The sequence below is a fragment of the Bacillus sp. FSL K6-4563 genome (assembly GCF_038630405.1).
GTDB lineage: Bacteria > Bacillota > Bacilli > Bacillales > Bacillaceae > Bacillus > Bacillus pumilus.
Window position 1 is genome coordinate 2,686,865 of the sequence record NZ_CP152030.1, and the last position, 13,518, is coordinate 2,700,382.

Sequence of the window (13,518 nt, forward strand, 5' to 3'; positions counted from 1 at the left end):
CTATTTTCTTTACATTTTATCAAGATACCATGAAACATAAAGACCCGCAAGACAGCATCTTTATGCGCATATGAAAAAGACCAGCCCTTCGCTTGAGCTGGTCTGCCGCATGTATAAATTGGGCGCTGAATGCACAGTTTAACCACATAAATGACACGCAGAAAAGGAGCATACGTATGGGATTAAACCGTCAACATCAGCTTCAATTAATCAAAGATATTTTAACCGATCACCAGTTGGATTGCTGCGGGACTGTTGCAGAATATGAACAGGTGGGACGCGTGATTCAATTCATGCTGGCAAAAGAAGACCTTGATGCCGACATTCGTCAATTATTAACAGATATTCATGATTACAGCCAAAAGGGTACTTCTGTCAGTTCAATCGATGCACATATTGAGGCGCATCAATCGCATTTGTCAGAGTGGATCGAGAATATTCCTCTGTCTTAATGAATGTTTAACCGCTGTAAGAGTGCGCTCAGCTCCGCTTGCACTTCTTGCTGCGCTTTTTCATTCCCTTTTCTTTTATGCCACACGACAAACGATACGGTTTCAGCGAGGACGTACCAAGCCATGCGTTTTCGCAAATTGTCTGTCAGCGGGGCACCGTACATTGAGAGCCAGCTTTCCCAGTTCTCTTCTTCAACATAATGGTATAAAAGTGGTCCAAGATCAATGGCTGGGTCAGCAATCATCGCCCCATCCCAATCGATCAAGTAAAGCTGGTTTTCATCTGTCAGCAGCCAATTATTATGATTCAGGTCACAATGACACACGACCTTGTCTTCAAATTGAACTGCCTCCACATGCTTCTCTAAGTACTGGATAGCACGTGTGACGTCGCGCGAATCAATTTGCTCTTTAAATATGGACTGTTTTAAATGCTTCAGAATGGATGCTGGGTCTAGAGAGTGCTTCTCTAATCGCTTCAGCATATCAAGCAATTCTTTCGATGTATGAATTTTTCTTAGCTGCTCTGCGACAGGACGGTCATTCATGTCCTTTGGCTTCAGCTCTCTGCCGCTCAGCCAGTGCTGCGCAGTGATGACATCCCCATTTTCCATACGTTTTGTCCAGACAAGCTTCGGCACAATGCCTTCAGCTGACAAAACCGCAAGAAACGGTGACGTATTGCGTTTTAAAAATAGCTTTTGGTCATTGTGTGTTGCGAAGTACGCATCTCCCGTAGCGCCTCCAGCAGGAGAGATGTGCCATTCGCTACCTAATATTTGTCCCAACCAGTTCATATCAATTTTCAACCCATCATTTCTTAAAATATTTTAAATCGTGCTTTTTTAGTCGACAAAATTCAGCCGATTGAAGGTCAATAGGCTGTTTCTTTTTTTATTTATATGATCATAAAAACAAAAAGGACAGCTATTGAGAATGAGATGCTAAACAATAGCCGTCCTATAGATTTTATCGTTACCTTCTTATACTCGTCAAGCAAAACTAGAAAATCAGGACAAGAACCTTATGAAAAGAAAGGCTTTTTTCATGGTTCTTTGACTAAGACATTCACGATAAGTGATTTAAGCACGTAATTTTAAGGAGTACTCACTCGCCTTCACAAAAACAGGCGTTGCGCCAATCACTTCTCCATCTGCATGAAATAAGATTTTTCCATCTGCCTCCAAGTACGCTTCTTCGTGCTGAAACAGGGTAACGCCCTTCATTCCAAGGTGCTTGCGAAACACCATCGCACTTAGAAACAAGAGCACTTTAAATGGATTCAAATCTGTGACAACGAGTGTTTGAAAGCCTGGCTGCCTTGCGCTTACTTCTGGCGCTGCTTCCAGCCCGCCTCCGTAATAGGGGTGATTACAAACAATCACAAACCACACTTGGCGAAAGACCTTCTTCTCGTTTTCAATAAACAGTGCAAGGTCGAACGGCTTAAAGGACCATAAAGAATGGAGAAATGACAGCGGGTAGATGATAAACCCAAGCCCCAGTCGTTTCAGCCACTTTTTTCCTCTGAAATGCACTGTTTTCCTTAGCACATGCGCATCAAACCCAGCACCAATATGATTGAGAAAGAGAACGGATTGTGCGCTTTCTGCGTGATCTTGAAAGGAGCCGAGTGAAAATGTTTTGGTGAGCATTCTTTTTTGCTTCCTCACTTCTTTTAGGACATCTTGACGATGGATGCCAAGGCCCTTCGCCGCATCATTCCAATGACCGGCGGGGACAAAGCTTAGCTGCACATGATCCATTTCCTTTAAGCCATTTAGGACTTCATGAATGGTTCCGTCACCGCCAATGACAATCAGGCGCTTTAGCCTGTCATCTTGCATGGCGCTAATTTGTCTTGCCAATACTTCTGCATGACCTTCATGCTGGGTGAGAAACGATCGATATGAGATCTCCACCCTTTGTAGTTCTTTCTCTATGCTCCTCCATGTACGAAGTCCTTTTCCATGTCCTGCTGCTGGATTAACGATAAAGTACCATTCATTCATATATTAGCTCCACTCAGGTCTCTTTTTTCGTGACCTTCCATTATGCCTTTAATCGAGCCATTCCTGCCTTCTTTTGCTGTCTGATTCACCATAAGCAAGCAATGCTTTTGTCGCCTTAAATTGCTGATGCTTTGTCGGCGCAGTATTTTTCCGCTGCTTTTCAAACCAATCTTCCGCCTTCTTCTTATCGACAACCTCCATCCCGTATGGAACTTCCGGTAAGTCAATATACGAGGTACGGCTGATCAGGATTTTTTTCACAGGAAGATGGACACCGCTTTGCTGTAAGATCTTTGACACGACGGTGCCAGAGCGTAGAAGGCTTGCGCAAGGATTCAAAACGGACTGAACCGCTTTCCCATTCGCCCGCTTTTCCCAAAAACGTTCTTTCGTTCCGATATATACGCTGTCAGGCTCTGCCTCTAAGAAGGATAAACAAATCACTTCCAGCGGCGTAATGAGGACTGGACATAATTCCATCTCTGCTTTTTGAATGAGCAGCACCGGTTTGTACATCACAAAATATGAATCCGGAAGCTGCCTAGCAAGCATGCGCAGCTTTTCGTCATACCGAATGTGATGGGAAACGGTCGAAATGTTGGAAATCGTCGAGCTCGCCCATTTTAATTGAACATCATATAGATGATCCTTAAAAAAATGAATGAGCTTCGTTTCATCTGTAGGAACGTTTGTAAAGACACCTTGCTCTATATCTGTCGGCTCGTTAAAAAGACTCAGGTCCCGTTCCTTCTTCATATCGGCTTCTTTTTGCTTTCTCTTTAAGGAGAATTTCTTTCTCTTTTCCTCCTCTTGTTCAGGCGCTTGTTCAGAGATTTGGTCAAATGAATGCTGCGTCTTCTCTTTTGAAGCTTTTTTTAACTCGTCCCACCTTTGCTTTTTCAATCGAATGAATTGATTGATGTAGTGATGCGGGTCTTGTTCATATCGTGATATATAATCTTGAATTTTGATAATTTGCGCCATCTGCTGCTCACTCCAACTTTTAGAATCATTTATGTAGTGCAAATTGTTTGATTGCGTGATAACGCGGGGTTTCTCTCGGGCGTATTTCATATAGAGTCATACAAGAAACCTCTATCACGTATGGCTCTTTGCGTAAAGGCGCTTGTTCTGCAAAAGAGTGATCCGCGTTCCATTTGCGCGCAATCGTCATATGCGGATGAAACGGTCTCTTTTCAACAGGATGTCCTGCTGACAATACGGCTTCTCTCACCTTTTCTCTTAATTGCATGAGTGGTTCACTTTCATTAGGTTTTGCAAAAAAGACTCTCGGGCGTTCCTTCGTGCCAAACTGTCCGACCTCATTCAGCTCTAGTGAAAATGCAGTGGCTTCCTTTGAGAGGATCTCAAGCAGCTCGATGATCTTCTTTAAGCGCTCATCAGGAATGGCACCTAAAAAGATCAAGGTCACATGATAATCATGTGGTGCTGTCCATTTTTGAAAAGACAGTCCGCTTCTTTGATCAATGTCTTTTTTGATTTGATGCGCAAGTTGTTCAGGGATGTGAACCCCAATAAAATAATGACGGTTTTCTGACACAATATCACCTGTCCTTTTATAACAAACTTTACGAATCCCCATTGATGATAGTATAACTAAAGAAATGCGGAATGAGAAGAAAGGGTGTCACATGATGAAGGTTGCACAAAATATAGCGGAGCTGATTGGCGATACACCACTTGTTCAATTACAGCGGCTTCAGCCAGACAATGCGGCAGCTGTTTATTTAAAGCTGGAATCGTTTAATCCTAGCGGCAGTGTGAAGGACCGCGCTGCTTACAATATGATCGTCGAGGCTGAAAGGCAAGGAAAGCTTACAAAAGGAGCGACCATTATTGAACCGACGAGTGGGAATACAGGGATTGGTTTAGCTATGAATGCAGCAGCTAGAGGGTATCAAGCCATCCTTGTGATGCCTGATACGATGACAAAGGAACGAATCAATATTTTGAAGGCTTACGGGGCGCAGGTCGTTTTAACCCCAGGAGAAGAAAAAATGCCAGGCTGTATTCGCAAGGCAGAGGAGCTGGCAGCTCAAATTCCTCATAGCTTTATCCCGATGCAATTTGATAATAGAGCGAATCCAGATGCCCATAGAGGCACAACGGCTGTTGAAATCATGGAAGCTGTCAAACAACTTGGCAAGCCCTTTGGAGCCTTTGTCGCAACAGCAGGAACTGGCGGAACCATTACAGGCACTGGAGAGGAATTAAAGAAGGCTTTCCCTCATTTGACCATACGTGTGGCAGAGCCGAAGGGATCTCCAGTCTTATCTGGCGGGACACCTGGCAAACATAAACTTGTTGGCACAAGCCCAGGATTTATTCCCAAAATTTTAAACGAGCATGTCTATGATGAAATCGTGCAAGTAAGCGATGAAGATGCGTACAATATCACACGTCAGCTTGCCCGGCTTGAAGGAATTTTAGTTGGTCCATCCTCTGGCGCAGCCTGCTATGCTGCGATTGAAACAGCCAAGCAATTGCCGGCAGATCAAATCGTGATCTGTATGACAGCAGATACAGGCGAACGATACTTATCAAGTGATGTTTTTCAAGATTAAAAAAGGAACAGGGTCATGAATCCCTGTTCCTTTCAGATTGTTGACAAAGGGCTAAAATGATCTTGATTTTAGCCCTTTATCTTCTTTTCAGCGTGTTAGAAAACCTTTGCAGCCCTAGGAAGGGCGAGCACCGGAACGGAGCGAATTTGACATTCGTGAGTACCGGCGAGCAGGACTGACACCGAATGCGAGGGTTTGTCTACATGCTGTTTCAAGGCTAGGACGATTTGTCGGACTTCACCTCAGCCTGCTCCCCTGTGATGAGTAAAGCCTGCTCATCAGTAAGCGGGCATAAATCGAGCGTCTGCTCATACTGCTCCATGATTTGCTGCGCAGCCTCGCCTAAATAGGTATTGTACATATGCGGTACCGGACAGTAGCTTATCTCATTGAATCCTTGATAAGATGAAAGCTCTGGTGCCTTCTGCCGATCATCCATCACGGAGATATATTCAATGCTTGGCGCCATAATGATACTCCCTGCGGATTCGCCGATGTACAACTTGCCTTTATTGATTTCTTCTTTTAGCACGTCATCGAGACCGTGCTTTCTCAATTCCTGCAGCAAATAGAAGGTGTTGCCTCCTGATACGTACACCACATCATTTTGTTTTATCATCTTTATGATTTCTTCGGTAGACTGCTCAGCTATTTGAACGATTTCTAGCTGCATACCGAGTTGATGAAAGGCTTCTTTCGCTGCCTCCACATAGTGCGTGACTTCTTCCACAGCACTAGCTGTTGGGAAAAATGTCACGCGTTTTCCTTTTAATGATTCACCCGTAAAGTCAGGTAAGAGAGAATAGCTGTCTTTGAATGAAGAGCATAAGAACATTTTTTTCACTGTGAATCCCTCTTCTCTTTCTCTATTTTGCCAATTCATACATGGCTTGTGCATATAGAGCGGTTGCTCTTAGTAGATCATCGATTTCGATATATTCATCCTTCTGGTGTGCGCAATCTGGTCTGCCAGGGAAGAGAGGACCAAAGGCAACGCCTGCTTCTAAAGATCTCGCATACGTTCCTCCACCAATGGCAATCAGGTGAGCTGGATCTCCCGTTTGTTCCTCATATACCCGCTGCAATGTTTTGACAAGCGGGTGATCTTTTGAGACGTGATGCGGGGGGCTGTCATCAAATTTTAGAAGGGTAGCCCCTTTGATGCCTTCGATCCCTTTTTTAACGTCCTTGCCGTCTGCTGTCACTGGATAGCGGACATTTAATCCTAGCTTCGCTTCCTCGCTTTGTGTATAGCGGATCGTGCCAACATTCAAGGTCAAATCTCCGCTAATGTCATCTTTGCAAGCAATCCCCAGCTTTTTCCCTCTTGTATCCTGATCAAATAAAGCATTGATTTGAGAGGTAAAAGCAAGCCCGTCTTCATCTAATTCTTGTCCACATAGGAAATTGGCCATATGAATGCCCGCATTGATGCCATGCGCCGGCTCCATAGCATGAACTGATTCACCTTTTAATGTGAAATGCAGTCCATCCGCTACATTCTTTACCTCACCTGATAATTGATTGTCAGCAAGATAAGCTTCAAAAGCTGTTTTTAATGATTCAGCATCGTGTTCTTGTGCCGCTGTCACAGTGGCAGTTGCCTCATCCGGCACCATATTCAGCCGCATACCCGATGTGAATTGCTTGAGCGTATAGCGCTGATGTTGTTCTGTATGTTGATATGTAAATGACACAATGGCATCAATGATCCCTTTTTCAGCATGAATAATCGGAAAATCAGCATCTGGTGCAAATCCAATTTGCGGCATCGCCTCATGCTTGAAATAATGGTCCACACAGCGCCAATCACTTTCTTCATCTGTTCCAATGATCATTCGAATCTTTTTTGACAGCTTCATCCCCGTATCTTTTAACATCTTCAGTGCGTAGAAAGCCGCCATGGTTGGCCCTTTATCATCAATGGCGCCTCGTGCAAATATTTTATTTTCTCTTATGTCCGCTGAAAATGGCGGGGTTGTCCAGCCGTCACCAGCAGGCACAACGTCCACATGGCATAGCACACCTACAATGTCTTCGCCTTCTCCATATTCAATATGACCTGCATAGCCATCCACATTCTTGACTGTGAATCCTTCGTCTTCCCCTTTTTTCAGCATATACTGAAGGGCCTGATCGACTTTTTCACCAAATGGCTTTCCTTCTTTTCCACCTTCTTCATCAAGGACACTTTCAATTTGTAAAAAAGATTGTGTGTCCTCAATCAAATCGTCTTTTTTTCGTATGACTTCAGCTTCCCAATTCATTTTTCCATTCCTCCTTGAAAAAAGGTTGCAATCCACCCTTAAAACGAATATTATATTAATTGTTTTGTAATAATGTTCGTAAATGGAGGATTTTATGTTTCAGTTAAAAGAAAACCAAACCAACATAAAGAGAGAATTAATCGCTGGTATGACGACATTCTTTACTATGGTATATATTGTTGCCGTTAACCCAGGAATTCTTTCAAAAGCAGGCATTCCTTTTGACCAAGTCTTTACTGCAACAATTATCGCTGCTGTCGTCGGTACGCTCTGGATGGCACTATTTGCAAACTATCCGATTGCGATTGCACCAGGCATGGGGCTGAATGTCTATTTCACCTTTACAGTTGTCGGTGGTGGCGGCATCAGCTATCAAACAGCGTTCAGTGCGGTATTTGTTGCTGGTATACTCTTTGTTATTTTATCGTTAACATCCCTTAGAAAACAACTGATTCAAGCCATTCCAGATAATTTAAAATACGGCATTACAGCCGGAATCGGGCTTTTTATTGCTTTTATCGGGCTCCGTCAGTCTGGGATTATCGCAGCTGACCCAGAAAATTTAGTGAAGCTTGGCAACTTAAGCTCGCCTGTTGTCATTTTAACGCTTGTCGGCTTAATGATCTCTGTTATTTTAATGGTACTTCAAGTAAATGGCGCTCTGTTTATCGGCATGTTAGCGACGACACTGATTGCGGTCGTAACAGGCCAGCTTCATTTTCCGAAAATGCTGATGGACATCCCTGCACTACCAGAAGGCATGCTGATTACAAACCCATTCGCTGCCTTCGGCGATGTATTCTCTCATCATTTATACGCTGTCGTCTTCTCCTTCTTACTAGTGACGATTTTTGATACAACAGGCACAATGATCGGAGTGGCCGAACAAGCAGGACTCATGAAAAATGGGCAGCTGCCAAAGGTACGCAGAGCCCTGCTCGCTGACTCTGCTGCAACGACGATCGGTTCTATGTTTGGAACAAGCCCAACGACAGCTTATATTGAATCATCATCTGGGGTTGCTGCTGGCGGAAGAACCGGGCTAACGTCTTTAACGGTCGCTGCATTGTTTATTGTGGCATTGTTTTTTGGCCCGCTCGTTCAAGCCATTTCTTCTTTACCATCCATCACATCACCTGTTCTCATCATTGTCGGGTGCTTGATGATGAACTCCGTGTCACGCATTCGCTGGAACGAGCTAGACGAAGCATTCCCTGCTTTTCTAGTGATCCTTTCCATGCCGCTGACATCTAGTATTTCAACCGGAATTTCACTTGGATTTATTTCATATCCACTTGTGAAACTGGCAAAAGGGAAATGGAGAGAAGTACATGTACTTGTTCTCATCTTTGCCATTTTATTTTTCATTCAGCTCTTTTTCTTAGAAGGATAACAGAAACAAAAAAGGCACATTCTAACAAGGGATGTGTCTTTTTAAGATGAGTGAATTTTTTATTTTGTAAATTTTCTGTGTTTCATTTTTGGACGTTTGAATGTGACAGTATTCTCCATACGCCTTACGCCCATTGGGTTGTAACCGAATTCAAAACATGGTATATACCATGTTTCGATTCATGAAGACAAGTTAAATAACATGTAAAGTTGACTTTTTGGTGGAACTAGATGCATAATAACGTGTATAATAGAATAAAACATTAAGAAACACGAACATTTACCATTGTTGCATGTCCTTATTTCGCAGTTTTAGTGTAGTAAGTTGTGGTTAGTCAAGTCCATCCGATCTTATTGATAGGGAGTGGTTTTTTGAAACCTTCAACAAACCGTATGATGACTCGAATAAAATCAGTCTATATGTTCATTCAAGAGAAAGGTCTTGTGACGACACAAGAACTGGTTGATGAATTCGGGATCACACCTAGAACCATTCAAAGAGACTTAAACGTGCTTGCCTATAACGATCTTGTTCATAGTCCAAGCAGAGGCAAATGGGAAACAACGAGAAAAAAAGTAAAAATATCATCTTAAGCGTATAATGAACTGTCCATATAACAAAAAGAACCGGCGACATGCCGGTTCTTTTCTTTTGTCTTCTTTTCTTTTGTTCTACATTTATGGTCGATTGATTAAGCTGTCTAATTCTTCGTCCGTCAATTCACGGTACTCCCCTGGCGCTAGATCTTCATCTAAAGAGACAGCCCCCATCGAGCGTCTTTTTAAAAAGATGACTTCATTTCCCACTGCTTGCGCCATCAGCTTCACTTGATGGTACTTTCCTTCAGTAATTGTTAAACGAATGCGTGTATCTTCACTTTCATTCGCATCTACTTCAACCTTTGCCGGCTTCGTGCGGTAATCATCTAAAATGACAACACCCTCTTCAAGACGCTTGATGTCTTGATCTCCTAATGGATATTTCAAATGAACCTCGTACGTTTTTGGCACATGCTTTTTTGGAGAAAGTAATTGATGAGCAAGCTGTCCATCATTTGTGAGGAGGAGAAGACCGACTGTATCCTTGTCTAGTCTCCCAACAGGAAATGGCTCCCTTGCGATATCCTCCGGCTCAAGTAAATCGACGACCGTTTCATCCCGCAAATCTTCAGTAGCTGAGATGACACCATCTGGTTTGTTCATCATTAAGTAAATGAATTCTTTATATTCTACACGCTCTCCGTGTACGAGCACTTTATCATTCGATGGATCAACATGATCTTTCACCTGCTTCGCCAGTTCTCCATTCACGGTGACTGCCCGTGCCTTGACCAGCTTCTTTACATCTTTTCTTGAACCAAAGCCGCTGCTAGCAAGCAATTTATCAAGCCTCATGAAACTCCACCTCTTCTTAACTCTTTTTTCTTAAAAATTTGGGCATACGGCTGCCGAGTACACGCTCAAGTAATCCTACCTTATATGACAAGAACAGATACACACCGCCGCCAGTGATCATTGAAATCAAAATGACGATACCCGCGTTAATAATTCCACCTTCATACGAAATCACTTGGCTCACAAGCTGACATGTCGCATACGCCACTACAGCCATAATCGCAGTCAAAATACCAATGAGAATAAATCGTTTGAAAATCCTGCGGAACGAATAGCCGGCATGGCGCTTAATCATGATAAACATATACAAGATGGACGCACTATAGCCTAACGCAGTCGCAAGCACAGAACCATTTCCTTGCAGCCAGCTGATTAGCGGAATGTTCAGAACCGTTTTAATGATGATCCCTAACAACAGACTGACGATGGCAAATTTTTGTTTGTTAATTCCCTGCAAAATCGCTGCATTAATGGTGAATAAGGAAAACAATAACGCAACAGGTGCATACCAGAACAAAATAGACATCCCAATCTCAGGATGAACAGACGGATAGAAAAACCAATAAACCGGTCCAGCCAATGCCGAGATACCAAATGAAGCAGGCAGCACGAAAAATAATATAACCTGCATCGTCTGATCAATTTGTCTATTGAGCAGCTTGTAGTTACGAGCTGTAAATGATTCCGTAATCGTTGGAATCAAGGTTAAGCCAAACGCTGTTGCAAGGGACACAGGAATCATCACGAGCTTCGGTAAATATAACGTCACAATAGACAATACCGCTGTACTAATATCCTGATGGCCTGATGCAATCATGGCTCTGTTAATCGTGTTTGTATCTATATAAGAATAAATTGGAATCGCCAGTCCAACAAACACATACGGTGCGGCATAGCTAAATAGCTCTGTAAACATTTGCTTATAAGATAAGTCAGAGGAAGCACCTGTATTCGGCTGCATGGATAAGAGCCGATCCTTGCGCTTCAGCCAATATAAATAAAGCGTGAATAAGCCGCCAAATGCGCCGATAAGTGCTGCAAATGTAGCATATCCGACAGCGATGACAAGACCGCCGTCAAGCACTTTTAAAATAATAAACGTTGCTGTTAATAGGAAGATGATTCTGACAAGCTGCTCGATGACTTGGGAAACAGCTGTCGGTCCCATCATAGAGTGTCCTTGGAAGAACCCTCGCACGAGACTCATAATTGGTACAACCAAAAGACCTAAACTGACCATCCGAATCACATATACCACTTGGTCGACGGTCAAACCGCCTGTTTCATTTGATCCGCCAAGCTGAATCTTGGCGAAAATTGGTGCACTCAAATATAAAAGAGAAAAAGCGATAATCCCGGTGACAAGCATGACCGACATACCCGCCCTGAACATTTTTCTCGTTGTCTCATAATCGCCAATTGCATTATATTTAGAAACAAATTTTGATACCGCTGTTGGAAAACCAAGCGTAGCAATACTTAAAAAGATCGTATACTGATTGTATCCATATTGAAATAGCGCTCCACCAGTAGCTCCAACCATTGCGCTAAATGGAATTAAATAAATCATACCAAGAATACGAGAGAGATAAGTCCCTATCGTTAAAACCAACGTACCACGAAGCAGTTTATTAGACATGCGCTTAACCACCATTTTTCTAATGAATATTCAACTCAACTATTTTACCACATCATTTCGACGCACAGGTAACAAATCCAATACAGAAGGCACAAAACCAATCAATTCATATTTCAGCCTTCCCCAATTTTCGTTATAATAGATGAATGACTGAAAGTAGAAAGAGGAATGTAACATGAAACATTATGATGTCATTGTCATTGGCGGTGGACCTTCTGGACTGATGGCCGCTATTGCATCAGCAGAGCACGGTGCAACTGTTCTGTTAATTGACAAAGGAACCAAACTTGGCAGAAAGCTCGCCATTTCTGGCGGTGGACGCTGTAACGTCACCAATCGCCTTCCAGTAGAAGAAATCATCAAGCATATTCCCGGAAACGGCCGTTTTTTATATAGTGCATTTTCTGAGTTCAATAACGAGGATATTATTTCGTTTTTTGAAAACCTCGGCATTGAACTTAAAGAAGAAGACCATGGACGTATGTTCCCTGTCTCAAACAAAGCACAATCTGTTGTGGATGCCCTTTTAGACAGGCTCCGTAACCTCAATGTGACCATTCGAACGAATGAGAAGATTAAAACAGTTCTGTATCAAGACGGACAAGCAGCCGGAATTGTTACAAATAATGATGAAAAAATTTCAAGTAAATCCGTTGTGATTGCTGTTGGCGGAAAAAGTGTGCCGCATACTGGTTCTACTGGTGACGGCTACGCATGGGCAGAAGCCGCTGGTCATACGATTACAGAGCTCTTCCCAACAGAAGTACCGGTCACATCAGATGAACGTTTTATAAAAGAAAAAGTGCTCCAAGGGCTTTCTTTAAGAAGTGTGGCTGTCAGCGTTTTAAATAAAAAGGGAAAACCTGTCGTCACACATGTCATGGATATGATCTTTACACACTTTGGCTTATCCGGCCCAGCTGTTCTTAGATGCAGCGGATTTGTGGTGAAAGAATTGAAAAAGCAGCAGGTCGTCCGTCTGCAAATAGACTTATATCCGAAGCTTAATGACGAAGAGCTTTTCCAAAAGCTTCATCGAGACCTAAAAGATGAACCAAAAAAAGCCATTAAAAATGTCCTAAAGTCTTGGATGCAAGAACGCTATTTATTGTTTTTGTTAGAGAGGAACGGTATAGATACGCAAGACACTTTTTCTGGTCTTGCTAAGGACAAACTGCGCGCATTCGCCCATGATTGCAAACATTTTATCGTTCATGCCAATGGTACACTCTCTTTGGACAAAGCGTTTGTCACAGGAGGCGGCGTTTCTGTGAAAGAAATTGAACCGAAGAAAATGGCGTCTAAAAAAATGCCCGGTCTTTATTTCTGCGGAGAAATTCTAGACATCCATGGTTATACAGGCGGATACAATATCACGTCAGCACTTGTGACTGGCAGACTTGCTGGTATGAATGCTGCACTCGAAGCAAAGGAGAGATTTTCATGATAAGACGTGCACTTCCGATTATCCTAGCAGTTGTGATTAGTTTGACAGCCGCTGTTTTCTTAAAGCTGTCCATTACCCCATTAAAAGTTGCCATTGTGTTGGCGTTTACCATCTTCGCTGTTTGTTTAAAAGAATACGTTTATCGTCTTCGTAAACGAATTGAAGAAAAATCATCTTCACATATCGATAGTTGATTAATGGAAGCAAAACATGTTACGGTAAAGTAGAGGTCGAGTGAGAAGCTCGCCTCTTTTTGTTTGAAATTAGTTGAGTTAGGGGATATTAAGTAAATCCTCTGCTTAAACGTGTAGAACAACAGGAGAGTGAGA

The 13,518-nt window shown here is 42.8% G+C and carries 14 protein-coding genes; 6 read left to right on the forward strand and 8 right to left on the reverse strand.

Annotated features, from left to right (window positions below; all coding sequences use genetic code 11):
• Positions 1-176 precede the first annotated feature (176 nt).
• A complete protein-coding gene (locus MHH54_RS13565; protein WP_003217549.1) occupies positions 177-452 on the forward strand; it encodes a YtzH-like family protein in 276 nt (91 codons plus the stop codon).
• Here MHH54_RS13565 and MHH54_RS13570 read toward each other — a convergent pair.
• From MHH54_RS13570 to thpR, 4 genes are all read right to left on the reverse strand, one after another.
• Positions 449-1,249: a phosphotransferase family protein gene (locus MHH54_RS13570; RefSeq protein ID WP_189286481.1), complete on the reverse strand. Its 801-nt coding sequence runs from the start codon at positions 1,247-1,249 to the stop codon at positions 449-451. The genes MHH54_RS13565 and MHH54_RS13570 overlap by 4 nt on opposite strands.
• 285 nt (positions 1,250-1,534) lie before the next feature.
• Positions 1,535-2,464 (reverse strand): YegS/Rv2252/BmrU family lipid kinase, encoded by a 930-nt coding sequence (locus MHH54_RS13575; protein WP_003217628.1) that lies wholly within the window; start codon positions 2,462-2,464, stop codon positions 1,535-1,537.
• Positions 2,465-2,512: 48 nt separating this feature from the next.
• Complete coding sequence (locus tag MHH54_RS13580; protein WP_106033037.1) at positions 2,513-3,448, reverse strand: hypothetical protein; 936 nt, start codon at positions 3,446-3,448, stop codon at positions 2,513-2,515.
• A gap of 25 nt (positions 3,449-3,473) precedes the next feature.
• Positions 3,474-4,025: an RNA 2',3'-cyclic phosphodiesterase gene (gene thpR / locus MHH54_RS13585; RefSeq protein ID WP_003217661.1), complete on the reverse strand. Its 552-nt coding sequence runs from the start codon at positions 4,023-4,025 to the stop codon at positions 3,474-3,476.
• A 91-nt stretch (positions 4,026-4,116) separates the two neighbouring features.
• On the opposite strand from thpR, the gene cysK reads away from it, so the two are divergent.
• Positions 4,117-5,049 (forward strand): cysteine synthase A, encoded by a 933-nt coding sequence (gene cysK / locus MHH54_RS13590; RefSeq protein ID WP_095117854.1) that lies wholly within the window; start codon positions 4,117-4,119, stop codon positions 5,047-5,049.
• A 217-nt stretch (positions 5,050-5,266) separates the two neighbouring features.
• Here cysK and MHH54_RS13595 read toward each other — a convergent pair whose 3' ends face one another.
• Positions 5,267-5,893 (reverse strand): Type 1 glutamine amidotransferase-like domain-containing protein, encoded by a 627-nt coding sequence (locus MHH54_RS13595; protein WP_106029011.1) that lies wholly within the window; start codon positions 5,891-5,893, stop codon positions 5,267-5,269.
• A gap of 22 nt (positions 5,894-5,915) precedes the next feature.
• Positions 5,916-7,316 (reverse strand): dipeptidase PepV, encoded by a 1,401-nt coding sequence (pepV, locus tag MHH54_RS13600; protein ID WP_003217592.1) that lies wholly within the window; start codon positions 7,314-7,316, stop codon positions 5,916-5,918.
• A 94-nt stretch (positions 7,317-7,410) separates the two neighbouring features.
• On the opposite strand from pepV, the gene MHH54_RS13605 reads away from it, so the two are divergent.
• Both MHH54_RS13605 and MHH54_RS13610 read left to right on the forward strand, forming a co-directional pair.
• Complete coding sequence (locus tag MHH54_RS13605) at positions 7,411-8,709, forward strand: NCS2 family permease (RefSeq protein ID WP_003217731.1); 1,299 nt, start codon at positions 7,411-7,413, stop codon at positions 8,707-8,709.
• 371 nt (positions 8,710-9,080) lie between these two features.
• Positions 9,081-9,302: a DeoR family transcriptional regulator gene (locus MHH54_RS13610; RefSeq protein WP_008356419.1), complete on the forward strand. Its 222-nt coding sequence runs from the start codon at positions 9,081-9,083 to the stop codon at positions 9,300-9,302.
• A gap of 84 nt (positions 9,303-9,386) precedes the next feature.
• Here the strand turns inward: MHH54_RS13610 and MHH54_RS13615 are convergent, their stop codons facing one another.
• Complete coding sequence (locus tag MHH54_RS13615) at positions 9,387-10,103, reverse strand: pseudouridine synthase (protein ID WP_342500338.1); 717 nt, start codon at positions 10,101-10,103, stop codon at positions 9,387-9,389.
• Between the two features lie 16 nt (positions 10,104-10,119).
• The gene (locus MHH54_RS13620; protein WP_003217649.1) at positions 10,120-11,742 is read right to left on the reverse strand and encodes a polysaccharide biosynthesis protein; all 1,623 of its coding nucleotides are present in this window, start codon (positions 11,740-11,742) and stop codon (positions 10,120-10,122) included.
• 175 nt (positions 11,743-11,917) lie between these two features.
• Between MHH54_RS13620 and MHH54_RS13625 the strand changes: the two genes are divergently transcribed.
• Both MHH54_RS13625 and MHH54_RS13630 read left to right on the forward strand, forming a co-directional pair.
• Positions 11,918-13,189: an NAD(P)/FAD-dependent oxidoreductase gene (locus tag MHH54_RS13625; protein WP_342500339.1), complete on the forward strand. Its 1,272-nt coding sequence runs from the start codon at positions 11,918-11,920 to the stop codon at positions 13,187-13,189.
• On the forward strand, positions 13,186-13,383 hold the full coding sequence (locus MHH54_RS13630; RefSeq protein WP_050943538.1) for a hypothetical protein: 198 nt from the start codon (positions 13,186-13,188) through the stop codon (positions 13,381-13,383). The genes MHH54_RS13625 and MHH54_RS13630 overlap by 4 nt, the downstream gene beginning before the upstream one ends.
• Positions 13,384-13,518 lie beyond the last annotated feature (135 nt).

What these genes read in the sequence shown, in the direction of transcription:
- MHH54_RS13565 (WP_003217549.1), top strand. Translation starts at nt 177, where the DNA reads ATGGGATTAAACCGTCAACATCAGCTTCAATTAATCAAAGATATTTTA.
- MHH54_RS13570 (WP_189286481.1), bottom strand. Translation starts at nt 1,249, where the DNA reads ATGAACTGGTTGGGACAAATATTAGGTAGCGAATGGCACATCTCTCCT.
- MHH54_RS13575 (WP_003217628.1), bottom strand. Translation starts at nt 2,464, where the DNA reads ATGAATGAATGGTACTTTATCGTTAATCCAGCAGCAGGACATGGAAAA.
- MHH54_RS13580 (WP_106033037.1), bottom strand. Translation starts at nt 3,448, where the DNA reads ATGGCGCAAATTATCAAAATTCAAGATTATATATCACGATATGAACAA.
- cysK (WP_095117854.1), top strand. Translation starts at nt 4,117, where the DNA reads ATGATGAAGGTTGCACAAAATATAGCGGAGCTGATTGGCGATACACCA.
- pepV (WP_003217592.1), bottom strand. Translation starts at nt 7,316, where the DNA reads ATGAATTGGGAAGCTGAAGTCATACGAAAAAAAGACGATTTGATTGAG.
- MHH54_RS13605 (WP_003217731.1), top strand. Translation starts at nt 7,411, where the DNA reads ATGTTTCAGTTAAAAGAAAACCAAACCAACATAAAGAGAGAATTAATC.
- MHH54_RS13615 (WP_342500338.1), bottom strand. Translation starts at nt 10,103, where the DNA reads ATGAGGCTTGATAAATTGCTTGCTAGCAGCGGCTTTGGTTCAAGAAAA.
- MHH54_RS13620 (WP_003217649.1), bottom strand. Translation starts at nt 11,742, where the DNA reads ATGTCTAATAAACTGCTTCGTGGTACGTTGGTTTTAACGATAGGGACT.
- MHH54_RS13625 (WP_342500339.1), top strand. Translation starts at nt 11,918, where the DNA reads ATGAAACATTATGATGTCATTGTCATTGGCGGTGGACCTTCTGGACTG.
- MHH54_RS13630 (WP_050943538.1), top strand. Translation starts at nt 13,186, where the DNA reads ATGATAAGACGTGCACTTCCGATTATCCTAGCAGTTGTGATTAGTTTG.